This window comes from Mesorhizobium sp. M8A.F.Ca.ET.207.01.1.1, assembly GCF_004794715.1.
Classification (GTDB): Bacteria; Pseudomonadota; Alphaproteobacteria; order Rhizobiales; family Rhizobiaceae; genus Mesorhizobium.
The window spans coordinates 196,541-219,150 of sequence record NZ_SRUS01000003.1 but is presented as its reverse complement, the minus strand read 5'-3'; the positions used below and the strand labels follow the sequence as shown (position 1 = coordinate 219,150).

Here is a 22,610-nt window from a genome sequence, read left to right as displayed (position 1 = left end):
ATAGTCAAGCAGCGCCGGTGGCGATGGTGAGGGCGACGGAAGCGGCAAGCACGAAACGACCCAAAAGACGCATGTTCGAGATCTCCGTTGACCGGATAAATCTACGGGCTTTCATGCTCCCGGCGGAGACGGAAACGACACGTCATGCGGCGATCACGGCGCGGGGCGGCTCATCCGAGTTTGGTCAGCTTCCTTGTGCCTCGATCCCGAACAGATGCTTGGCTTGCTCAGCTGTATAATAGCCAAGCTGGACATCCTGAGCGACCAGTTTCGGGTCGCGCTCACGCGGATCGCCATAGCCGCCGCCGCCCGGCGTGCCGACGCGCACGCGGTCGCCGGCCTTGAGCGGGATGTCCTGCTCCTTGGAGAGGTGCGGCGGTATGTGTTCTTCGCCATCGCGGAAAACGGTCACGCTGTTGGGCTCACCATCCCCACCGCCGAGCGCGCCCTGCGGGCCGAAACGGCCATGATCCATGACGAAGGAGGCCCGCGCCTCGCCGCGCAGGATCTCGACCTCGTAGGCGAGGCCAAAACCGCCGCGATGCTTGCCGGCGCCACCCGAGCCCTCGCGCAAGGCATAGTGCCGGTAGAGCACGGGAAAAGCCTGCTCCATGATCTCGACCGGCGGCGATTTCGAAATGCCGATGGTCGAGCAGCCATTGGTCAGGCCGTCATGGCCCGAATTGCCGCCATAGCCGCCGCCGGAGATCTGGTACATGACATAGTCGCGGCCGCGCGCGGGGTCGCTGCCGCCCAAGGCGAAGTTGCCGCTGGAGCCGGCGGGAGCCGCCGTCACCTTGTCGGGCAGCGCCTGCACCATGGCCGCGAATACCGCCTCGGCGATGCGCTGCGAGACCTCGGCGGCGCAACCCGAGACCGGGCGCGGATACTTTGCGTCCAGGAAGGTGCCTTCCGGCCGCTTGACCTCGAGTGGCTCGAAGGCGCCGGCGCTGATCGGCACATCCGGGAAGATATGGCGCATGGCGAGATAGACCGACGACAAGGTCGTCGCCAGCACGCTGTTCATCGGCCCAGCGCAGGGCTTTGATGAGCCCGTGAAATCGAAGGTCAGCCTATCGCCCTGTTTCTCGACGGCGAGCGCGATGGTCAGCGGTTCGTTGACCACCCCGTCGGAATCGACGAAGGCCTTGGAGCGATAGGTGCCGTCGGGAATGGCCGCGATGTTGGCGCGCATCTGCTCGGCGGCGCGTCGGCGCAGTTCGGCGATCGCCTCGACAACGGTTTCGTCTCCGTAACGATCCAGGATTTCCATGAGGCGGTCCTGGCCGATCAGCAACGCGGCGGCCTGTGCCCTGATGTCGCCGATGCGCTGGTCGGCAACCCGGATGTTGGAACAGATGATGGCGTAGATTTCGGGATCGAGCACGCCCTTCTTGAACAGCTTTACCGGCGGCAGCCGCAGGCCTTCCTGTTCGACGGCGGTTGCGGACGCGGAGAAGCCGCCCGGCACGGAACCGCCGATGTCAGGCCAATGGCCGGTGTTGGACAACCAGCAGAAGATCTTTTCACCGCGATAGACCGGCATGGCGAAGCGCACATCCATCAGATGCGTGCCGCCGAGATAGGGATCGTTGACGATGTAGATGTCGCCGGGTTCGGGCGGCAGGCAGCGGCCGTCGGCGATCATTTCGATCACCGTCCTGGTCGAATACTGCATGACGCCGACGAACACAGGCAGGCCTTGACTGCCCTGCGCGATCAGCGAGCCATCGACGGCCGAATAGATGCCGTCCGAGCGGTCATTGGCCTCGGCGATGACGGGCGAGAAGGCGGCGCGGGAAAAGGTCAGGTCCATCTCGTCGCAGACCTGCTGCAAGGCGGCCTGGAGAACCGAAAGCGTGATGGCGTCGAGACCGGTCATTGCTCAGTAATCCTCATGGCAGGGGCCGGACATGGAAGGCCTGAGACGTCGCGCCGCCCCTCATTGTCCTGCCGGACATTTCTCCCCGTATGGTGACGGGGAGAAAGACGCCGTCGCCGATGATTTCGCTCACCTTCAACGTCGCATGAAAAGCGCCGAGGCCGCAGCTGCATCCTTCTCCCCGTCACTATACGGGGAGAAGTGCCCGGCAGGGCGATGAGGGGCAGCGCGAGGCCGACTGTAAAAGGACAGAAACTAACAGACGAATTTCCCATCATTCCTTGCCCACATCGATGATGATGTTGCCGTCGGCGTCGCAGCGCGCGCGGTCGCCGGGTTCGAGCACGGTGGTGGCGTCCATCTGTTCGAGGATCGCCGGCCCTTCGATGACCGCATCGAGCGGCAGCTTTTCCCTGACATAGACCGGCGTGTCGTGCCAGTGGCCGGCATACCAGACCGGCCGGATTTCGCGCCGCGCCTCGTCGAGCGTTTTGGCGCGTCCGGCCGGGTCGATCAGGCGTGACAAGTCGATCGCCGGGCGCATCCCGGTGACCGAGGTGTTGAGGTTGACGAGGTTGGCGCGGATTTCGGGCAGCTCGACCCTGAAGCGAGCGAAATAGGCTTTCTCGAACAGGCCCTGCAATGCAGCTCGCGTTACCGAGGAGGACGGCAACGGCACGTTGATGATGTGGGTCTGGCCGACGAACTGCATGTCCGCGGAGTGGGTGACGCGGATCGTTGCCGGCTTCACCGCTTCCTTGGCGATCAGTTCCTCGCCTTCGTTCCGGTGCCGTTCCAATACTTGGTGGAGCCGGCTTTCATCAAGCAGGGCCACTGGCTGGTTGATGGTGTTGACGAAGTCGTGGCGCAGATCGGCGACGACGCAGCCGAGCGCATTGGTGATGCCGGGACGTGCCGGCACCAGCACTTTGGGCAGGCCGAGTTCGCGGGCGAGCGCCGTCGCATGCAGCGGCCCGGCGCCGCCGAAGGCGAACAGCGCGAAATCGCGGGGATCGTGGCCGCGCGATACGGATACCATGCGGATGGCGCCGGCCATCTTCATATTGCCGAGCCTGAGCACCGCGCCAGCCGCTTCGACGCCGGAGAGGCCGGTCGACTTGCCGATCCGGTCCTCGAAAATGCCGGTCACGCGCTCCGCTGTGACCGGATTGTCGACGGCCAGCAATTTCTTCGGCGCCAGCCGGCCGAGCACCAGGTTGGCGTCGGTGATGGTCGGCTCGGTCCCGCCGCGCCCATAGCAAATCGGGCCGGGATTGGCGCCCGCGCTTTCCGGACCGATCTGGATCAGTCCGGCCGCGTCGACGCGGGCGATCGAACCGCCGCCGGCGCCGACCGTATGCACCGCTACCATCGGGACATGGATCGGCATGGCGTATTCGATCTCGATCTCGTTCGAGACCGCCGGCTCGGCGTTGCGGATCAGCGCCACGTCGGTCGAAGTGCCGCCCATGTCGTAGGTGACGAGGTTTTCGAAGCCGGCGCGCTTACCCGTATAGGCGGCGGCGATGACGCCGGAGGCGGGGCCTGACATCACGGTCTTTGCCGATTCACGTGTGACGAAGCGGGCCGATATCATGCCGCCATTGCCGTTCATGATCAGGAAGTCTCTGATATAGCCCCTCGCGGCCAATTCCTTGCGCAGCCGCTCGACATAGCGCTCGAGTATCGGCTGCACCGAGGCATTGACCGAGGCGGTTACCCCGCGCTCGAATTCGCGTGCCTCCGACAGCAGCGCGTGGCCGGTGGTGATGTAGCCGTTCGGCCAGAATTCGGCGGCGATTTCGGCGGCGCGCCGTTCATGCGAAGGGTTGGCGTAGGAATGCAGGAAGTGGATAACGAGGGATTCGCAACCGGCGGCGATCAGCGCCTGTACGGCATCGCGCATTTCTGCCTCGTCGAGCGGCGTTCGGATGGCGCCTGATGCCTCGACGCGTTCGGACACCTCCAGCCGCAAATTGCGCGGGATGACCGGAACGAAGGTGCCCGTCATGCCATAGGGCTGCGGCCGCGTACGCCGGCCAAGCTCGATCACGTCGCGAAAACCGCGCGTGGTGATCATGCCGGTCCTGGCCAGCCGGCGCTCCAGCACCGCGTTGGTGGTGGTGGTCGTGCCGTGCACGATGAGATCGATGCCGTCGACCGGAAAGCCGGTGGCGCCAAGCGCCGAAACCACGCCAAAGGCCTGGTTGTCGACCGTAGTCGGGGTCTTGGCCAGATACACCTTGCCGCCGTCCTTGCCGTCGATCAGGAGCAGGTCGGTGAAGGTTCCGCCGACATCGATGCCGGCGACGACGCTGCCCAGGGAATCCGGCGGCTGCACCGAAAAATTCTCTTTCATTGTCGAAACCCGAAATGCTGGGACTACGGATATGCCGCAGTTTGGAAAGGTGTTTTACGGCGGCATCTTGACGCAAATATCGTTTGTATACTAATAAATTCTCGACACAAGAGCTTACCGCCTCGCAGTGTGTGCAAGGCACGCCGGAACCTGAATGGTTCGGGCGCGCACGGGAAAGTTTGGCGCCCGCGTCTGTAATTGGGCGAGAAGGTTGGAATTGATGAACACCACGCCCGCGTTCAATACCGCTGAAGCCCGCCCGCTGCAGTTTCCGATTCCGGCCAATGTCTATGCCGAAACCGTCGTCTCGGTGAAGCACTATACCGACCGGCTGTTCTCGTTCCGCATCACCCGTCCGCAGTCGCTGCGCTTCCGCTCGGGCGAGTTCGTGATGATCGGCCTGCCCAATGCCGAGAAGCCGGTGTACCGCGCTTACTCCGTCGCCAGCCCGGCCTGGGACGAAGAGCTGGAATTCTTCTCGATCAAGGTGCCGGACGGCCCGCTGACCTCGGAACTGCAGAAGATCCAGGTCGGCGACACGGTCATCATGCGCCAGAAGTCGACCGGCACGCTGGTCGTCGACGCGCTGACCCCGGCCAAGCGCCTGTTCATGATTTCGACCGGCACCGGCATCGCGCCCTTCGCCAGCCTGCTGCGCGACCCCGACACCTACGAGAAGTTCGACCAGCTCATCCTGACCCATACCTGCCGCGACAATGCCGAGCTGATCTATGGCCAGGAACTGGTGGCGGCACTGGAAAGCGACCCGCTGATCGGCGAGCTGACCGCCGGCCGCGTCACGCTCTACAATTCGACGACACGCGAAGAGTCGGCGCGCATGGGCCGCATCACCGCGCTGATCGGTTCGGGCAAGTTTTACAGCGATCTCGGCATCGAGAAGCTCAATCCGGAAACCGACCGCATCATGATCTGCGGCTCGATGCATATGCTGAAGGACGTCAAGGAGCTGGCCGAAAGCCTCGGCTTCCAGGAAGGTTCGCTCAGCCACCCCTCGAGTTTCGTCGTCGAACGCGCCTTCGTCGGCTGAGGCCCGCGGGTCTCCCAGAAACCTTGTTTTGACCTTCCGGTCAAAAATCAGCTGCTTTCGCGGCCTTTTTCAGCTATCCCTCGCTTGAGGACTCGTGAAGCACGGCTTCGCGGGCTATCTTCGTGCGTGTCGCCCAAAAGTGTCGAACGGCTTTGGGAGAACGATGCGCACCAAGACATCAAGCGCACGCCGCTGAATGAAAGGGCAGGAGATGAGCAGCACAATCCGCGAAGCCGATCTTGGCACCAAGGTGACGCCGCTGCCGGCACGCGCCGCCGCCAACACGCCGGTGCCGCTGGATCATCACATCGCGCGCAATCCCGGCCTGAAACTCGATCTCGGTTTTCTGGAATCGGTGCGCAGCGTCAACCGCTCGGCGCTGGAGCGCCGCGTCGTCAGCCTGACCAAGCGGCGCTCGATCAAGGCCGACAACCAGGCCGCCTGGCTGCTGCGGGCGATCGCCTGCATGGACCTGACGACACTGAACTCCAACGACACCGAGGAGCGCGTGCGCCGGCTCTGCGCCAAGGCGATCAACCCGCTGCGCCGCGACATCATGGAAGGCCTCGGCATTGCGGGCGAAACCATCCGGCCGGCCGCCGTCTGCGTCTATCATCCCTTCGTTGCCACGGCCGTTGACGCCGTGCGCGGCACCGGCATCCATGTCGCCGCCGTCTCCACCGCCTTCCCGCACGGCCTGGCGCCGCTGTCGACCCGCCTGCAGGAAATCGAGGCCTCGGTGAAGGACGGCGCCGACGAGATCGACGTCGTCATTCCGCGCGGCCTGGTGTTCGGGGCCAAGTGGCGCGAGCTCTACAACGAAATCGTCTCTATGCGTGCCGCATGCGGGGACGCGCATCTGAAGGTCATCCTCGGCACCGGTGACCTCGCCACGCTGCGCAATGTCATGCTGGCCTCAATGGTGGCGATGATGGCGGGCGCCGATTTCATCAAGACCTCGACCGGCAAGGAAAGCGTCAACGCCACGCTGCCCGTCGGGCTTGCCATGGTGCGTGCCATCAGGGCCTATTTCGAGGAAACCGGCTATCTCATCGGTTTCAAGCCGGCCGGCGGCATTTCCACCGCGAAAGTGTCGCTCGACTGGCTGGTGCTGATGAAGGAAGAGCTCGGCCGGCCCTGGCTGGAGCCGGAGCTGTTCCGCTTCGGCGCGTCGAGCCTGCTCACCGACATCGAGCGGCAGCTCGAACATCATCTGACCGGGCATTATTCGGCCAATCACCGCCACGCGATGGCGTAGCGTCAGAGTTTTGCGGGGCGTAACCGAATGCCTTCTCTGACAACTATCTGGAGTGCCTGATGAACATTCTCGAACGCTATCATGCCATGGAATACGGCCCGGCGCCGGAGGCGCGCAACGAAGCTGATGCCTGGCTCGCGGCGCGCGATTTCGGCAAGGCGCTGTTCATCGGCGGCGATTGGAAGGCGGCGAGCGGCGGCAAGACTTTCGAGACCAGCGAACCGTCTTCCGGCAAGTTGCTGGCCAAGATTTCGGACGCCAACGCCGCCGACATCGACGCGGCCGTCGCGGCGGCCACGAAAGCGCTGCCGAAATGGAGCGCCAGTTCGGGCTACCAGCGCGCGAAGGTGCTCTACGCCATCGGCCGCGCCATGCAGCGCCACCAGCGCCTGTTCGCGGTGCTTGAGACAATCGACAATGGCAAGCCGATCCGCGAGAGCCGCGATATCGACGTGCCGCTGGCGATCCGCCATTTCATCCATCACGCCGGCTGGGCACACGCGCTGGACCGGGATTTCCCTGGCCACAAGGGTGTCGGCGTCGTCGGCCAGATCATCCCGTGGAATTTCCCGCTGCTGATGCTGGCCTGGAAGATCGCGCCCGCACTCGCGGCGGGCTGCACGGTGGTGCTGAAGCCGGCCGAATTCACGCCGCTCACATCAATCCTGTTCGCCGAGATCTGCGAACGCGCCGGCGTGCCGAAGGGCGTCGTCAACATCGTCCAGGGCGGCCCGGAAGCAGGCGCGGCGATCGTCAACCATCCCAGCATCCAGAAGATCGCCTTCACCGGCTCGTCCGAGGTCGGCAAGATCATCCGCAAGGCCACCGCCGGCTCGGGCAAGAAACTGTCCCTTGAGCTTGGCGGCAAATCGGCCTTCATCGTCTTCGAGGACGCCGATCTCGACAGCGCCGTCGAAGGCCTCGTCGACGGCATCTGGTTCAACCAGGGCCAGGTCTGCTGCGCCGGTTCGCGCCTCTTGGTACAGGAAGGCATCGCCGACGCCTTGATCGCCAAGGTCAAGACGCGGATGAGCCGGCTGCGAGTCGGCAGCCCGCTCGACAAGAACACCGATATCGGCCCGCTGGTCGACCTGACCCAGCTCGACCGCGTCAAGGGACTGATCGCCGAGGGTGCCCGGCAGGGCGCCGTCTGCTGGCAACCGGATGCAGCGCTGCCGTCCTCGGGCTATTATCACCTGCCGACGCTGGCAACGAGTGTTTCGCCGGCTAATATCCTTGCCCAGGAGGAGGTGTTCGGGCCGGTGCTCGCCACCATGACCTTCCGCAACACCGAGGAAGCGATCGAGCTTGCCAACAACACACGCTACGGGCTCGCCGCCTCGGTGTGGAGCGAGAACGTCAATCTCGCGCTCCATGTGGCGCCTCAGCTGAAGGCCGGCGTGGTGTGGGTTAACGGCACCAACATGTTCGACGCCGCCTGCGGCTTCGGCGGCTACCGCGAGAGCGGCTTCGGCCGCGAGGGCGGGCGCGAGGGCATGTTCGAATATCTATCGGCAAAATTGCCGCTCGGTTCGGTCATCAAGCCGGCGACGTCGTCCGCTCAGCCCGTCGAACAGGCGGATGGCTCAGCCATCGATCGCACGGCCAAGCTGTTCATCGGCGGCAAGCAGGTGCGGGCGGACGGCAATTATTCGATTGCCGTCGCCACCGCCAAGGGGAAGCTTGCCGGCGAAGTCGGGCTCGGCAACCGCAAGGATATCCGTGACGCCGTTTCCGCCGCGCGCGCCTGCAAGGCCTGGCCGGAGGCAACCGCCTATAACAGGTCCCAGGTGCTCTATTACCTGGCCGAGAACCTTTCCGGCCGTGCCGGCGAGTTTGCCGCCCGCCTCACCGAACTCACCGGGGCCAACGCCAAGGCCGCGCGGGACGAGGTCGAACAGTCGATTGAGCGGCTGTTCCTCTATGCCGGCCTCGCCGACAAGTTCGAGGGCCGCGTGCACCAGCCGCCGGCGCGTGCCGTGACGCTGGCGCTGCATGAGCCGGTCGGCGTCGTCGGCATCGTCGCGCCGGACAATCAGCCCTTGCTCGGCTTCATCTCGCTGGTCGCGCCCGCACTGGCCATGGGCAACACGGTGGTGGCCGTGCCGTCGGAACGCCACCCGCTGCTGGCCACCGATCTCTATCAGGTCATCGAATATTCCGACGTGCCCGCCGGCGCCATCAACATCGTTACCGGCCGCACGGCGGAGCTTGCAGGCGTGCTGGCCAAGCATGACGACGTCGACGGGCTCTGGCTGTTTGCCGACGCCGACACCTGCGCCAAGGCGGAAGCCGACTCCGTCGGCAACCTCAAGCGCGTCTGGAGCGGCAATGGCCGCAGCCTCGACTGGGCCTCGGAAGAAGCCGCCGGTGACGCCTTGCTGCGCCGCGCCATCGAGGTGAAGAATGTCTGGGTGCCTTACGGCGACTGATGTTCGCACTTGGTGATCGCGTTCGGGCTTGACGCCCGGACGCATGTTCTTTAACGAGAAAAAACATCTTTATCAGTGAACTGGCACAGGCCGCACGATCGCGCCTGACTGGCACATGACGCCTTCGCCGGCCGCCGATAAAGGCAGTTGACCCAAGCAGGCGAGGAAAAGATATGGCGGATCTGGCAGGCAAGGTCGTTGTCATCACGGCGGCGGCGCAAGGCATCGGCAAGGCAAGCGCGCTGGCCTTCGCCAAGGCTGGCGCCACCGTCCATGCCACCGACATCAACGAGACGCTGCTGGCGGAACTCGCCAAGACCTCCGGCATCAAGACGCGCAAGGTCGACGTCCTCAATGACGAGGCGGTCAACTCGGCCTTCGCCGAGATCGGCCGTGTCGATGTGCTGTTCAACTGCGCCGGTTTCGTCCATTCCGGCTCGATCCTCGAGATGAAGGATGGCGACCTCGATTTCGCGCTCAACCTCAACGTTCGCGCCATGGTCCGCACCATCCGCGCCGTGTTGCCGGGCATGCTGGAGCGCGGCGACGGATCGATCATCAACATGGCCTCGCTGGCGAGCTCGACCAAGGGTGTACCGAACCGCTTCGTCTATGGCCTGAGCAAAGCCGCGGTCATCGGCCTGACCAAGGCGGTCGCGGCCGACTATGTCGGCAAGGGCATACGCTGCAACGCCATCTGCCCCGGCACGGTCGAGAGCCCTTCGCTGGAGGACCGAATGCACGCGCAGGGCGACTACGAAGCCGCGCGTGCCGCCTTCATCGCCCGCCAGCCGATGGGCCGGCTCGGCACGCCGGAAGAGATTGCCGATCTCGCCGTCTACCTGGGCGGCGCCACCTACACATCGGGGCAGGCCTACAATATCGACGGCGGCTGGTCGATCTGAGCGCTGCCCGGAGACAATCGCGGGCACCGGGCGATCGGGTTTGGCGAAGGATCGGGAAGTCTGAAAATCCCGCTCGCCGGCTGTCAAAACAGGCTGCCTGCGCTTGTCGTGAAGCAGGCCGGTGGCTAGGGTCCGCCCGGTTCCGAAAGGGCTGATGCCTCGGCGGAGAGTTTGTAGAACGGCCGCGAGGCCGCAATCAGGAGAAGATGCATGAAACTGCTGCGCTATGGCGAGGTGGGAAGCGAACGTCCCGGCCTGCTCGATGCGGATGGAACGATCCGCGATCTCTCCGCCCATGTCGCCGATATCGCCGGCACCACGCTTCATCCGGCCTCGCTCGACATGCTGTCGAAGCTCGATGCAAAGTCGCTGCCGGCGGTTTCCGGCAAGCCTCGGCTCGGCGCCTGCGTGGCCGGCACCGGCAAGTTCATCTGCATCGGCCTCAACTATTCCGACCACGCCGCCGAAACCGGCGCCACCGTGCCGCCGGAGCCGATCATCTTCATGAAGGCAAGCTCGGCCATCGTCGGCCCCGACGATGACGTGCTGATCCCGCGCGGCTCGGAGAAGACCGACTGGGAAGTCGAGCTCGGCGTGGTCATCGGCAAGACCGCGAAGTATGTCAGCGAAGCCGATGCGCTCGACTACGTCGCCGGTTACTGCGTCTCCCATGACGTGTCCGAACGCGCTTTCCAGGCCGAGCGCCAGGGCCAGTGGACCAAGGGCAAGAGCTGCGACACGTTCGGTCCGACCGGCCCATGGCTGGTGACCAAGGACGAAGTATCCGACCCGCAGAACCTCAAAATGTGGCTGACCGTCAACGGCAAGACGATGCAGAACGGCTCGACCAAGACCATGGTCTACGGCGTCGCCTATCTCGTCTCCTACCTCAGCCAGTTCATGTCGCTGCACCCCGGCGACATTATTTCGACGGGCACCCCGCCCGGCGTCGGCCTGGGCATGAAGCCGCCGGTGTTTCTCAAGGCTGGCGATGTGGTGGAGCTGGGCATCGAAGGCTTGGGGCAGCAGAAGCAGACGTTTAGGGCTGACGTTTAAGTCAGCGATCCTTGCGAAGCTTGCGCCGCCCCTCATCCGCCTGCCGGCACCTTCTCCCCGTATAGTAACGGGGAGAAGGGAAGCGCTCCAGCGTTGGCGACCCCCTCTCCCAGTTTTTCACGGGGAGAGGATAAGGGTGAGGGGCAGCGCCGACCTACGCTGAAACACTACTTCAGCACCTTCCCATCAGCGCCAAACCGATAGGTCCTCCCCGGATCGGGCGTCGCATAAAGCGTGGCGCCGGGTTCCGCGTCGTAGACGCCGAAAATCCGCACGGTGATCAGCCCGGCCTTCTCGCAGTCGAGATAGAGATTGGTGTCGGCGCCGAGATGCTCGGCATGGACGACCGTGCCCTTCCAGGCGCCGGATTTCGGATCGACGGTCAGATGCTCCGGCCGCACGCCGATGCTCTTGGCTGTCTCGCCGAGGCGGGCGCCGTCGACGAAATTCATCTTGGGCGAGCCGATGAAGCCGGCGACGAACTCGTTTGCCGGCGAATTGTAGAGCTCCATCGGGCCGCCGATCTGCTCGATTTTTCCCGCGTTGAGCACGACGATCTTGTCAGCCAGCGTCATCGCCTCGACCTGGTCGTGGGTGACGTAGATCATCGTCGCCTTGAGGCGGCGGTGCAACTGCGCGATTTCCAGCCGCGTGTTGACGCGCAACGCGGCATCGAGGTTCGACAGCGGCTCGTCGAACAGGAACAGTTTCGGCTCGCGCACCACGGCGCGGCCGATGGCGACGCGCTGGCGCTGGCCGCCGGAGAGCTCCGCCGGCCGCCTTTCCAGGTACGGTTCCAGCGACAGCATGGACGAGGCGATGCCGATGCGGCGGTCGATCTCCGCCGCAGGGGTGCTCGCCTGCTTGAGGCCGAGGCCCATATTGTTTTTCACCGTCAGATGCGGATAGAGCGCATAGGTCTGGAACACCATGGCGATGCCGCGTTTCGCCGGCGGCGTGACCGAGACGTCCTCGCCATCGATCAGCACCCGGCCCGAGGTCGAATCCTCCAGCCCGGCGATGACCCGCAGCAAGGTCGACTTGCCGCAACCCGAAGGGCCGACAAAGACGACGAACTCGCCATCCGTCACTTCGAGGTCGATGCCCTTCAGCACCTCGACCGGCCCAAAGGCCTTTTTTACATTCTCGATTTTTAGCGAGCCCACGGCTTCTTCCTGTCGTTAGAGTTTGACGGCTGCGCCGCTGCGAACGCTCTCGTCGGCCGCAAGGCAGACGGCGAGCGACCGCACCGCATCGTCCATGTGGCGGGTCAGGTCCAGGTCCTCGCGGATTGCCTTGAGGACAAAAGCCTGTTCGAGATCACACAAGTCCTGATGGCCGGGTTCGCCTTCCATCGACAGCATCTCGTCCGGCTTTAGGAACTTGCCGTCCGCGCCGGTCGCCGCACTGTGCAGGCGGATGGTCGAGGTCTTGGTATGGGTGTCGATGTCGTCGGACTTCACGCCCTCCTTCATGACGATCGACACGCAGCCCTTGGGCGACATGACGTCCTTCACGAAGAAGGCGGTTTCCGAAATCATCGGGCCCCAGCCGGCCTCGTACCAGCCGACCGAACCGTCATCGAACAGCACCTGCAGATGGCCGTAATTGTACATGGAGGGCGCGACCTCGTCGGTCAGCCGCACGCCCATGCCGCGCACCTCGACCGGCTTGGCGTCGGTGATCTGCAGCATGACGTCGAGATAGTGCACGCCGCAATCGACGATCGGCGAGGTCGTCTGCATCAACTGCTTGTGCGTCTCCCAGGTCGGCCCTGAGGATTGCTGGTTGAGGTTCATGCGGAACACGTAGGGTCCGCCGAGCTTGCGCGCCTCGGCGATCAGCCTGATCCAGGACGGGTGATGGCGCAGGATATAGCCGATCACCAATTTTCGGCCATTGGCCTTGGCGGCGGCGACGACGCGTTTGGCATCGGCCACCGTCGTTGCCAGCGGCTTCTCGACGAAGACATGGCAGCCGGCCTCGAACGCCTTCACCGCATAGTCGGCATGGCTGTCGGAATAGGTGGCGATGCAGGCGACATCCGGTTTTTCCTCGCGCAACGCGTCGTCGAACGAGCGTCTGATGCCATAGCCGGACAGCCCCTCCGGCAACGGCACGTCGGAACGGTTGATCAGGGCGGCGATCTCAAAGCCTGGATTGGTGTGATAGGCCAGCGCGTGACTGCGCCCCATATTGCCCAGCCCGGCGACGACGACACGAAGGGGTCTTTCTGAACTCACTTGACGGCTCCGGAAGTAATGCCGCGGATCAGCTGCCGCGAGAAAATGACGTAGAGGATCAGCACCGGCAGGATCGCCAGCGAAAGCGCGGCCAGGATGGCGTTCCAGTTGGTGACGAACTGGCCGAGGAAAAGCTGGGCGCCGAGCGTCACCGTCTTGGTCTCTTCGGACGGCGCCAGGATCAGCGGGAACCACAGGTCGTTCCAGATCGGGATCATGGTGAAGACGGCGACCGTCGCCATTGACGGCCGCACCAGCGGCACCACCAGGCGGAAGAAGATGGTGTACTCCGACAGGCCGTCGATGCGGCCGGCATTCTTCAGATCGTCGGACACCTGCTTCATGAATTCGGACAGGATGAAGACGGCCAGCGGCAGGCCCTGCGCGGTGTAGACCAGGATCAGCGCCGTCAGCGTGTTGACCAGCCCGCTCGCCACCATCAATTGCAGGATGGCGACGGTGGCCAGCCGGATCGGGATCATGATGCCGAGCGCCAGGTAAAGCCCCATCAGCGTGTTGCCGCGAAAGCGGTATTCCGACAGCGCGAACGCCGCCATGGCGCCGAACAGCAGCACGAAGAACAGCGAGCCGACGGTGACGACGAGACTGTTCTGGAAATAATGGATGAAATCGCCCTGGCCGATCACCGTGGTGTAGCCGATCAGGTCGAAGGTTTTCGGCGTCGGCGGCGTCAGCGGCGCGCCGAAGATGCCGGCGCGCGACTTGAACGAATTCATGATGACCAGAACCACCGGGAAAAGCGCGATCACCGTGTAGGTCAAGAGGATCGCGTGGGCGCCGATGGTGCGGGGGAGTGAACGGGTGGCGATGCTCATCTCTTGCCCCTCAGAACTGGTAGCGACGCAGGCGCGTCTGGATGAGGAAGAGGTAGACGCAGACACCGCCGAGGATGATCAGGAACATGATCGTGGCGATGGTCGCGCCCATGTTGGGATCGCCGACCTGCAGCTGGAAGCCGAAGAAGGCGCGGTAGAGGAAGGTGCCGAGAATATCGGTCGAATAGTTCGGCCCGGCGAGCGCGCCTTGCGCCGTGTAGATCAGGTCGAAGGCGTTGAAATTGCCGACGAAGGTGAGGATCGAAATGATGCCGATCGACGGCAGGATCAGCGGCAGCTTGATCTTCCAGAACTGCGACAGTCCGGTGATGCCATCGCATTCAGCCGCCTCGATCACCTCGTCGGGGATCGACAGCAGGGCGGCATAGATCAGCATCATCGGGATGCCGATGAACTGCCATACCGACACCAGGCTGAGCGCGGTCAGCGCGTATTGCTCCTTGCCGAGCCACGGCGTGAACAGGCTTTTCAGGCCGACGAAATCGAGCAGATGCGGCGCCACGCCCCACAGCGGCGACAGGATCAGCTTCCAGGCGAAGCCGACGATGACGAAGGACAGAATGGTCGGCACGAAGATCGCCGTGCGGTAGAAGGCCGAGAACCGAAGCTTCGGGCTGGACAGGAGGGCGGCCAAAAGCACGCCGACCGGGTTCTGCACCAGCATGTGGATGATGAAGAACCAGACATTGTTCCTGAGCGCATTCCAGAAATTGACCGACCAGTTGGGGTCGCCGAACAGGGTGCGGAAATTGTCCAGGCCGACGAAGACCTGGGACTGGTCAACGTTGCGGAACAGCGAGAGCTGCAGCGTGCCGGCCAGCGGCAGGATCATGATCGCCGTATAGACGAGCACCGCCGGCGCCAGGAAGACGGCGATATGCCAGCGGAACGGTCTGTTCGGTCGTGTTTGTGCGGCCATGAGTTCGGTCCCCGCCGTCTCTCGGTTCAGACGATATGATGCTAGATGACGCCTCGATGCACGGCCCGAATGTTCTTGCCGGCGAGGCAACAACAAAGCCTGCGACTGGTCAGCCAGCCTTCCCCAACAAGAGCAAGGGTAAGGCCGAGAGGCGATGCCGACAATCGCTATCTGAACTGCCAGGTAGTCCGGAACCGGCCGGGCATGCGCCCAGCCGGCTCCGTTGCCTGAGCTCTTACTTCGCCGGATGATACCAGCTGTCGAGACCGGTCTGCAGCTTCTTGGCCGCGGCTTCGGGCGTATCGGTGCCGTTGATGACGTTGGCCGATTCAACCCAGGTCTCGTTTTCGAGGTTCGGCGTGCCGCGCGACAGGATCTGGTAGGTCGAGCGGATCGTCGACTTGCACTTGCCGCGCCAGGAGACGAATTCCTGCGCCAGCGGGTCTTCCATCTTCACCGGCGAGGAGTTCAGGCTGAAGAAGCCCGGCAGCGCGTTGGCGTAGATGGTGGCGAAGTCCGGCGAAGCCACCCAGGACAGGAAGGTCTTGGCCGCGTCGGCGTGCTTGGAGGCTGCGTTCAGGCCCATGCCGATGTCGGTATGGTCCGAGATGTAGCAGGTGTCGCCGGCCTTCTCGACCGGCGGCGGGAAGGCGCCCATCTTGAACTGGGCCTGGGTGTTGAACAGGCCGATTTCCCACGAGCCGGCCGGGTAGATGGCGGCGCGGCCGAGCGTGAACAGGTTCTGGCTGTCCGGATAGGTCTGAGCCTCGAAGCCGTCGCCCAGATAAGGCTTCCACTTGGCCAGTTCCTCATAGGGAGCGACCCAGTCCTTGTCGGTCAGCTTCTGATCGCCCTTGATCAGTGCCGCGCGGCCGTCCTCGCCCTTCCAGTAGTTGGGGCCGATGTTCTGGTAGCCCATGGTCGCGGCTTCCCAGAGGTCCTTGGTGCCCATCGCCATCGGGATGTAGGTGCCGTCGGCCTTGATCTTGTCGAGCGCGGCGAAGAATTCGTCGCGGGTCTGCGGCACCTTGATGCCGAGTTTGTCGAAGGCGTCCTTGTTGTAGATGAAGCCATGGATGACGGAGGCCATCGGTACGCAGAAGCTCGCCTTGCCGTCATCGGTCTGCCAAGCGGACTTGGCGACGGGCGAGAAGTTTTCCATGCCGGGCAGCGCCGAGAGATCGGCAAGGTTGCCCTTCTTGAACAGTTCGAGCGACTTGTCGAACGGGCGGCAGGTGATCAGGTCGCCCGCCGAACCGGCGGCGAGCTTGGCGCCGAGCGCGGCATCATATTCCGTCGGAGCCGAGGGGGCGAACACCACCTTGATGCCGGGGTTCTTGGCTTCGAAGGCCGGGATCAGCTTGTCCTTCCAGATGGCGAGGTCGTCGCCGCGCCAGCTTTCGATGTTGAGCGTTACGTCCTCGGCGTGAGCCAGCCCGGCCGAGCCGAGAATGCTTGTGCCCAGAAGCAGTGCCGTCAGTAGTTTCGTTGTCATGCTCAGTCTCCCTGTTGACCTTTTTCAGGTTCCGTTTTGATGAGAACAGAGGCGTTGCGCCCCTTGCTCCCCTCGATTGCTGAAAGCGCCGGCCGCAGCTTCTGGCCGGTCCCTTCCAACAGTTTCTCGGCCGCGTCGGCGCTGTCGGCGCCGGCGGCAAGCAGAATGGCTGTCTTGACCGCGCCGCCGCTCTTTTCGAGCAGGCTGGCGGCCTCTTCCTGGCCGCGGCCGCTGACGGCGGCGACGATGCGCGCCGCCCGGTCGCGCAGCTTCATGTTGTCGGCCATGAGGTTGACCATGTAGCCGTCATGAACATGACCAAGATGAATGGCGGTCAGCGTCGACAGCATGTTGAGAGCGATCTTCTGCGCCGTGCCGGCGCCCATGCGGGTCGAGCCGGCAATGACTTCCGGCGGCGTTTCGAGCAAGATGGCGGTGTCGGCCTGCCTGAGCAGAGCCGAACCCCTGTTGTTGGCAATGCCGATTGTGGCGGCACCCCGGCGCCGCGCGTCCTCGATGGCGCGCACCGCGTAGGGGGTCGTGCCGCTGGCGGAAAGCGCGATCAGGCAATCGCCCGCGCCGATGCCGGCATTGGCGACAGCGGTCGAGGCCTCCTCCGTATCATCCTCGGGCCCGCCGGCCAGTGTCTTGAAAGCTTCGTCGCCGCCGGCGATCAGGATGGCAATGCGGTCGCGCTGGATGCCGAACGTGCCCGGCAGTTCCAGCGCGTCGGCCAGCGCCATCAGGCCGGAGCTGCCGGCCGCGGCATAGGCAAGCTTGCCGCCGCTGCTCAGGCAGCCGGCAATGATCTCGGCTGCCCTGGCGATGGAGGGAATGGCGTTGCGGACGGCTTTCGCGGCCTCGACCTGCGCATCGGCCAGCGAGCCGAGGATCGCTTCGGGCGCCTGGATATCCAGCCCCTCGGCATTCCCATGCTGCGCTTCGGTGCGCGTTTCGGCCATCCCAGTTCCTCCAATCCACAAAACAATACCAAAAAAATACCACTTGTCCACACGCATTAACGAATTCGCGGACAGGAAATCGCTGAGCCGACGAATTGCGCAATTTTTTCAATAAAATACGGCTTAATCTTTTTGAAACGGAAATTAACTCTTGGCTATTGGTATTTTATTGGTATTATCCGTGCGGAGGAGAAATCGCGTGAAATTCGTGCTCGGTATCGATGGCGGCGGCACCAGCTGCAGGGCCGCATTGGCTACAGCGGACGGCGCTGTCATCGGCCGCGCCAAGAGCGGCGCCGCCAACATCCGCACCGACCTCACCGGCGCCCGCTCGAACATCGTCGATGCGGCGCGGCAGGCCTTCATCGCCGCCGGTCAGGATCCGGACCTGATCCCGCAAACACCCGCCATTCTCGGCCTTGCCGGCGCCAATGTCGGAACCTACCGGCAGCAGCTCGAAGCGATCCTGCCATTCAGCACCAGCCGCGTCGAGACCGATGCCGAGATCGCGCTCGAAGGCGCGGTCGGTTCTGGTGACGGCGCGATGGCGATCCTGGGCACCGGCACTGCCTATATGGCACGCAAGAATGGCAAATCGCGCGCCATCGGTGGCTGGGGGTTCCAGGTCGGCGACCAGGGCAGCGGCGCCCGCATCGGCCGCGACCTGCTTGAACAGACATTGCTCGCGCATGATGGCGTGCGCCAGGCATCGCCGCTGACCGACAGCATGATGGCCGTTTTTCGCAACAATCCCGAGGACGTGGTCGAGTTCACCACCAACGCCAAACCAGGCGATTTCGGCGGCTTCGCGCCGAAAGTGTTCGAGCACGCGAAAAAAGGCGACATCGTCGCCAACTGGATCCTCGACAAGGCGGTCGACGATGTCGAGGCATCGCTCGGCGCGCTCGACCTCGCGGCCGGCGCGCCGCTTTGCCTGCTCGGCGGGCTGGCGCCGCTCTATGCGCCGCGCCTGTCGGCGCGCTACCGCGCCCTGCTGAAGGAACCGCTTGACGATGCGCTAGGCGGTGCCGTTCAGATGGCGGCGCGTCTGTTCGCCAGGACGGAGGCCGCACGATGAGCGATGCCGCCGACCAGATCTTCGCCGCGCTCAAACAATCCTCGCAAAGCGGTGCGCCGCTTTACCTGCAATTGCGCAAAAGCATCGAGGACGCGGTCAATCGCGGCCTGATCGGCCCGGGTGACGCGCTGCCGTCCGAGCGCGACATCGCCACCAAGGCCGACATTTCGCGCGTCACCGTGCGCAAGGCGGTGCAGGACCTGGTCAAGGGCGGCATATTGGTGCAGCGCCATGGCTCCGGCACTTTCGTGGCGCCGCGCATGGAACGTGTCGAGCAGTCGCTGTCGCGGCTCACCTCCTTCACCGAGGACATGGCGCGGCGCGGCATGGCGGTGCGCTCCGCCTGGCTTGATCGGGGGCTCTACGCGCCCTCGCCCGACGAGATGATGGTGCTCGGCCTGTCGTCGAACGAGCTGGTGGCGCGCGTCGCGCGCCTGCGCATCGCCAACGACACGCCGCTGGCGATCGAACGCGCCTCGCTGTCGGCCAGCGTGCTGCCCGATCCGGCCGGCATCGGTTCCTCGCTCTACGCGGCACTGGAACTGACCGGCAACCGGCCGGTGCGCGCCGTGCAGCGTATCTCCGCCGCCAATCTCGGCGAGGGCGATGCGCGCCTGCTCGAAGTGCCGCCGGGTATTGCCGGCCTGCACATCGAGCGTATTTCCTATCTGGCGAGCGGCAAGGTGATCGAATTCACTCGCTCCATCTACCGGGGCGATGCCTATGATTTCGTCGCCGAACTGCGGCTGACAGGGCCGAGCGAAGAGGGCCGACCATGATCTCCAACACCACCCATATGCAGCGCGAGATCGAGGAGATCCCGCAAGCCGTCGCCCGCCTGCTCGACGGCTCCGGCGCGGTGCTGGCCGAAGCCGGGCGCGGCATCAGGGAACGCGACCCGCATTTCGTCGTCACCGTGGCGCGTGGCTCGTCCGACCATGCCGCCACCTTCATGAAATATGCCGTCGAACTGACCGCGGGCCTTGCCGTCGCCTCGGTCGGCCCCTCCATCGCCTCGATCTATGGCCGCAAGCTGCGGCTTGAAGGCTCGGCGTGCCTGGCGATCTCGCAGTCCGGCAAGAGCCCCGACATCGTCGCCATGGCCGAAACCGCACGGGCCGGCGGCGCGCTGACCATCGCCGTCACCAACACCGCCGATTCGCCACTCGCGCGCGCCTCGGACTATGCTATCGACATACTGGCGGGTCCGGAGCGCAGCGTCGCGGCAACTAAGACCTTCATCAACTCCGCCGTTGCCGGTCTTGCCTTGATGGCGCATTCGACCGGCGACGAAGCGCTCCTCGCGGCACTTGCCCGCCTGCCCGAGCATTTCGGCAAGGCGATCGCCTGCGACTGGATGAGCGTGCTCTCCGAAACGATCGAGAAGCAGAAGTCGTTGTTCATTCTCGGGCGCGGGCCGTCGGCGGCGATGGCCAGCGAGGCGGCGCTGAAGTTCAAGGAGACGTGCGGCATGCATGCCGAGGCCTATAGCGCGGCCGAGGTCATGCATGGCCCGCTGGCGCTGATCGGCCCCGACTTTCCGGTGCTGGCGCTGGCCGCGCGCGACGCGTCCGAGCCCTCCGTCGCCGAAGCCGCCGACAGCCTGGCGGCCAAGGGCGCGCCGGTGTTCGTCACCTCGGCACTCGCCAATCGCGCCACGCGTCTGCCGCATGTCGCCACCGGTCATCCGCTGACCGATCCGCTGACGCTGATCGTCTCCTTCTACATGTTCGTCGAGGCCTTTGCCCGCCATCGCGGCCTCGACCCGGACGCGCCGCGCAACCTTCGCAAGGTGACGGAGACCGTATGAGCGATCGTTTTGCCCTGACCGGAGCCCGCATTTTCGACGGCGACGACTGGCATGAAGGTGCCGCCCTTGTCGTGAGCGACGGCCTTGTCGAGGCCATGCTGCCGCAAGGCGCACTTCCCGGGGATATCCGCGCCATCGACACCGGCGGCGGCATGCTGGTGCCGGGCTTCGTCGATATCCAGGTCAATGGCGGCGGCGGGGTGATGCTCAACGACCATCCCGATGTCGCCTCGATCGAAACCATCTGCCGCGCGCATGCGCCGTTCGGCACGACGGCACTGCTGCCGACGCTGATCACCGACACACCCGCGATCACCGCTGCAGCCATCGCCGCCGGCGAAGCCGCGGCGCTGCAAAAGGTGCCGGGCTTTCTAGGCCTGCATCTGGAAGGGCCGCATCTGTCGATCGCCCGCAAGGGCGCGCATGATCCGGCGCTGATCCGGCCGATGACGGACGCCGACCAGGCCATGTTGATGGCGGCGCGCCGGAAGCTGCCGGTGCTGCTCACCACGATCGCGCCGGAATCCGTCGACCCGGCCCGCGTCACGGCCCTGGCCAAGGCCGGAATCGTCGTCAGCCTCGGCCATTCGGATACGGGCCATGCCGCGGCAAAAGCCTTCGCCGAGGCCGGCGCCAGTGTCGTCACCCACCTGTTCAACGCGATGAGCCAGATCGGCAACCGCGAGCCCGGACTGGCGGGGGCCGCCCTCGACATCGGGACCTTGTCCGCCGGCCTGATCGCCGACGGCATCCATGTCCATCCGGCGACGATCAGGATCGCTCTCGATGCCAAGCAGGGACCGGGCAGGATCGTGCTGGTCACCGACGCGATGGCGACGATCGGCACCGACATGACCTCGTTCACCCTCAACGGCCGCACCATCTACCGCAAGGATGGAAGCCTGCGGCTTGCCGACGGCACGCTGGCCGGCGCCGACCTCGACATGATCTCGGCCATCCGGTTCATGCACCGCACCGTCGGACTCGACCTATCCGAAGCCTTGCGCATGGCTTCGCTCTATCCGGCGCAGGCGATCGGCCAGTCGCACCGGCTTGGCCGCTTCGCCAATGGCACGGCGGCGGACATCGTTGCGCTGTCGGACGATCTTGGCATAGGAAGCGTCTGGATCGGCGGCGACAAGGTGTTCGAGACTGCCGCTTCGCGCTGAGCGAGAGGCCATGCAGACAATCGATTGTGTCGTCGCCGGAGCAGGCGTCGTCGGCCTTGCCGTCGCCAGGGCGCTTGCCTTGTCGGGCCGCGAGGTGGTGGTGATCGAAAAGGCCGACGCGATCGGCACCATCACCAGTTCACGCAATTCGGAAGTCATCCATGCCGGGCTCTATTATGCGCCCGGCAGCCTGAAGGCCCGGCTCTGCCTCGAAGGCCGCCGGCTTCTCTACGCCTACTGCGCCGAACACAATATCGGCCATCGCCGCGCCGGCAAGCTGATCGTCGCCAGCGAGCCAGGCCAGGCGGACGGGCTGCGGGCGATCGCGGCCAATGCCAGGCGCTGCGGGGTCGACGATCTTGAGTTTTTGACGCGCGGCGAGGCCGAGCGCCTGGAACCGGCGCTGAGCTGCGCCTCCGCGCTGCTGTCGCCGTCGACCGGCATCATAGACAGCCATGCGCTGATGCTGTCGCTGCGCGGCGACGCCGAGGCATCAGGCGCATCCCTGGCTTTCCTCACTTGCGTTGCCGGCGCGACGAACGAAGCCGGCCGGATCCGGATCGACACGCGCGATGCCAATGGCGAGACCTTCGCCTTGGAGGCCGGCGCTTTCATCAACGCAGCGGGCCTCGATGCGCAGGCGGTGGCCGGCCGGATCGAGGGTTTTCCAAGGGACCTCATCCCCCGGCAGTGGCTGGCGCGCGGCAATTACTTCGCGCTTCCCGGGCAGTCGCCCTTTTCGCGGCTGATCTATCCGGTCCCGGTCGAGGGCGGTCTCGGCGTCCATCTGACGCTCGACCTTGCCGGCAATGCGCGCTTTGGTCCCGACGTCGAATGGATCGACGGCGTGGATTACACGGTCGACCCCGAGCGAAGCACTGTCTTCTACGAGGCGATCCGCAGCTATTGGCCTGATCTTGCCGATCATGCCCTGCAGCCGGCCTATGCCGGCATCAGGCCGAAGCTGTCCGGCCCGGGCCAGGCTTCAGCCGATTTCATGATCCAGGGTCCAGCCGATCATGGCGCGGGCCGGATCGTCAATCTGTACGGCATCGAGAGCCCCGGCCTGACGGCGAGCCTGGCGATCGCCGACCATGTCGTCGAACTCTTGTACACAAGCTGAACCGGCGTCCTCGC

General features: G+C 64.7%; 18 protein-coding genes. 10 read left to right on the top strand and 8 right to left on the bottom strand.

The window, feature by feature from the left end:
* Positions 1–184 precede the first annotated feature (184 nt).
* The gene (locus tag EN850_RS09720) at positions 185–1,882 is read right to left on the bottom strand and encodes a hydantoinase B/oxoprolinase family protein (RefSeq protein WP_136091119.1); all 1,698 of its coding nucleotides are present in this window, start codon (positions 1,880–1,882) and stop codon (positions 185–187) included.
* 274 nt (positions 1,883–2,156) lie between these two features.
* Positions 2,157–4,241, bottom strand: a complete 2,085-nt coding sequence (locus EN850_RS09710) for a hydantoinase/oxoprolinase family protein (RefSeq protein WP_136091118.1) — start codon at positions 4,239–4,241, stop codon at positions 2,157–2,159.
* 220 nt (positions 4,242–4,461) lie between these two features.
* Between EN850_RS09710 and EN850_RS09705 the strand changes: the two genes are divergently transcribed.
* From EN850_RS09705 to EN850_RS09685, 5 genes are all read left to right on the top strand, one after another.
* Positions 4,462–5,289, top strand: coding sequence for a ferredoxin--NADP reductase (locus EN850_RS09705; protein WP_127275363.1), 828 nt, complete (start codon positions 4,462–4,464; stop codon positions 5,287–5,289).
* Between the two features lie 211 nt (positions 5,290–5,500).
* Complete coding sequence (gene deoC, locus EN850_RS09700; RefSeq protein WP_127275362.1) at positions 5,501–6,547, top strand: deoxyribose-phosphate aldolase; 1,047 nt, start codon at positions 5,501–5,503, stop codon at positions 6,545–6,547.
* Between the two features lie 59 nt (positions 6,548–6,606).
* Positions 6,607–8,979, top strand: coding sequence for an aldehyde dehydrogenase family protein (locus EN850_RS09695; protein WP_136091117.1), 2,373 nt, complete (start codon positions 6,607–6,609; stop codon positions 8,977–8,979).
* 173 nt (positions 8,980–9,152) lie between these two features.
* Positions 9,153–9,884 (top strand): SDR family oxidoreductase, encoded by a 732-nt coding sequence (locus tag EN850_RS09690; RefSeq protein ID WP_127871138.1) that lies wholly within the window; start codon positions 9,153–9,155, stop codon positions 9,882–9,884.
* A gap of 210 nt (positions 9,885–10,094) precedes the next feature.
* Positions 10,095–10,940, top strand: coding sequence for a fumarylacetoacetate hydrolase family protein (locus EN850_RS09685; RefSeq protein ID WP_127275359.1), 846 nt, complete (start codon positions 10,095–10,097; stop codon positions 10,938–10,940).
* A gap of 167 nt (positions 10,941–11,107) precedes the next feature.
* Here EN850_RS09685 and EN850_RS09680 read toward each other — a convergent pair whose 3' ends face one another.
* The 6 genes from EN850_RS09680 to EN850_RS09655 form a co-directional block, all read right to left on the bottom strand.
* Positions 11,108–12,106, bottom strand: a complete 999-nt coding sequence (locus tag EN850_RS09680) for an ABC transporter ATP-binding protein (RefSeq protein ID WP_136091116.1) — start codon at positions 12,104–12,106, stop codon at positions 11,108–11,110.
* A 15-nt stretch (positions 12,107–12,121) separates the two neighbouring features.
* Positions 12,122–13,183, bottom strand: a complete 1,062-nt coding sequence (locus EN850_RS09675) for a Gfo/Idh/MocA family oxidoreductase (protein ID WP_136091115.1) — start codon at positions 13,181–13,183, stop codon at positions 12,122–12,124.
* A complete protein-coding gene (locus tag EN850_RS09670; RefSeq protein WP_135932676.1) occupies positions 13,180–14,019 on the bottom strand; it encodes a carbohydrate ABC transporter permease in 840 nt (279 codons plus the stop codon). Before EN850_RS09670 ends, EN850_RS09675 begins: the two co-directional genes overlap by 4 nt.
* Before the next feature lie 10 nt (positions 14,020–14,029).
* Positions 14,030–14,959 (bottom strand): sugar ABC transporter permease, encoded by a 930-nt coding sequence (locus tag EN850_RS09665; protein WP_136091114.1) that lies wholly within the window; start codon positions 14,957–14,959, stop codon positions 14,030–14,032.
* A 235-nt stretch (positions 14,960–15,194) separates the two neighbouring features.
* On the bottom strand, positions 15,195–16,454 hold the full coding sequence (locus tag EN850_RS09660; protein ID WP_135862825.1) for an ABC transporter substrate-binding protein: 1,260 nt from the start codon (positions 16,452–16,454) through the stop codon (positions 15,195–15,197).
* Between the two features lie 2 nt (positions 16,455–16,456).
* On the bottom strand, positions 16,457–17,416 hold the full coding sequence (locus EN850_RS09655; RefSeq protein WP_136091113.1) for an N-acetylmuramic acid 6-phosphate etherase: 960 nt from the start codon (positions 17,414–17,416) through the stop codon (positions 16,457–16,459).
* Between the two features lie 199 nt (positions 17,417–17,615).
* On the opposite strand from EN850_RS09655, the gene EN850_RS09650 reads away from it, so the two are divergent.
* The 5 genes from EN850_RS09650 to EN850_RS09630 are packed head-to-tail and all read left to right on the top strand — an operon-like array spanning position 17,616 to position 22,596.
* Positions 17,616–18,494 carry an N-acetylglucosamine kinase gene (locus EN850_RS09650; protein ID WP_136091112.1) on the top strand — a complete coding sequence of 293 codons (879 nt, stop codon included), beginning with the start codon at positions 17,616–17,618 and terminating at the stop codon, positions 18,492–18,494.
* Positions 18,491–19,273, top strand: a complete 783-nt coding sequence (locus EN850_RS09645) for a GntR family transcriptional regulator (RefSeq protein ID WP_127275351.1) — start codon at positions 18,491–18,493, stop codon at positions 19,271–19,273. Before EN850_RS09650 ends, EN850_RS09645 begins: the two co-directional genes overlap by 4 nt.
* A complete protein-coding gene (locus tag EN850_RS09640) occupies positions 19,270–20,304 on the top strand; it encodes an SIS domain-containing protein (protein WP_135930727.1) in 1,035 nt (344 codons plus the stop codon). Before EN850_RS09645 ends, EN850_RS09640 begins: the two co-directional genes overlap by 4 nt.
* Positions 20,301–21,473 (top strand): N-acetylglucosamine-6-phosphate deacetylase, encoded by a 1,173-nt coding sequence (gene nagA, locus EN850_RS09635; RefSeq protein WP_136091111.1) that lies wholly within the window; start codon positions 20,301–20,303, stop codon positions 21,471–21,473. The genes EN850_RS09640 and nagA overlap by 4 nt, the downstream gene beginning before the upstream one ends.
* A 10-nt stretch (positions 21,474–21,483) precedes the next feature.
* Positions 21,484–22,596: an NAD(P)/FAD-dependent oxidoreductase gene (locus tag EN850_RS09630; RefSeq protein ID WP_136091110.1), complete on the top strand. Its 1,113-nt coding sequence runs from the start codon at positions 21,484–21,486 to the stop codon at positions 22,594–22,596.
* The last annotated feature ends 14 nt before the right edge of the window (positions 22,597–22,610 follow it).

Excerpts from the sequence above, each read along its gene's own strand:
- EN850_RS09720 (WP_136091119.1), bottom strand. The coding sequence starts at position 1,882 with ATGACCGGTCTCGACGCCATCACGCTTTCGGTTCTCCAGGCCGCCTTG.
- deoC (WP_127275362.1), top strand. The coding sequence starts at position 5,501 with ATGAGCAGCACAATCCGCGAAGCCGATCTTGGCACCAAGGTGACGCCG.
- EN850_RS09660 (WP_135862825.1), bottom strand. The coding sequence starts at position 16,454 with ATGACAACGAAACTACTGACGGCACTGCTTCTGGGCACAAGCATTCTC.
- EN850_RS09665 (WP_136091114.1), bottom strand. The coding sequence starts at position 14,959 with ATGGCCGCACAAACACGACCGAACAGACCGTTCCGCTGGCATATCGCC.
- EN850_RS09655 (WP_136091113.1), bottom strand. The coding sequence starts at position 17,416 with ATGGCCGAAACGCGCACCGAAGCGCAGCATGGGAATGCCGAGGGGCTG.
- EN850_RS09670 (WP_135932676.1), bottom strand. The coding sequence starts at position 14,019 with ATGAGCATCGCCACCCGTTCACTCCCCCGCACCATCGGCGCCCACGCG.
- nagA (WP_136091111.1), top strand. The coding sequence starts at position 20,301 with ATGAGCGATCGTTTTGCCCTGACCGGAGCCCGCATTTTCGACGGCGAC.
- EN850_RS09645 (WP_127275351.1), top strand. The coding sequence starts at position 18,491 with ATGAGCGATGCCGCCGACCAGATCTTCGCCGCGCTCAAACAATCCTCG.
- EN850_RS09630 (WP_136091110.1), top strand. The coding sequence starts at position 21,484 with ATGCAGACAATCGATTGTGTCGTCGCCGGAGCAGGCGTCGTCGGCCTT.
- EN850_RS09685 (WP_127275359.1), top strand. The coding sequence starts at position 10,095 with ATGAAACTGCTGCGCTATGGCGAGGTGGGAAGCGAACGTCCCGGCCTG.
- EN850_RS09705 (WP_127275363.1), top strand. The coding sequence starts at position 4,462 with ATGAACACCACGCCCGCGTTCAATACCGCTGAAGCCCGCCCGCTGCAG.
- EN850_RS09710 (WP_136091118.1), bottom strand. The coding sequence starts at position 4,241 with ATGAAAGAGAATTTTTCGGTGCAGCCGCCGGATTCCCTGGGCAGCGTC.
- EN850_RS09690 (WP_127871138.1), top strand. The coding sequence starts at position 9,153 with ATGGCGGATCTGGCAGGCAAGGTCGTTGTCATCACGGCGGCGGCGCAA.
- EN850_RS09695 (WP_136091117.1), top strand. The coding sequence starts at position 6,607 with ATGAACATTCTCGAACGCTATCATGCCATGGAATACGGCCCGGCGCCG.
- EN850_RS09640 (WP_135930727.1), top strand. The coding sequence starts at position 19,270 with ATGATCTCCAACACCACCCATATGCAGCGCGAGATCGAGGAGATCCCG.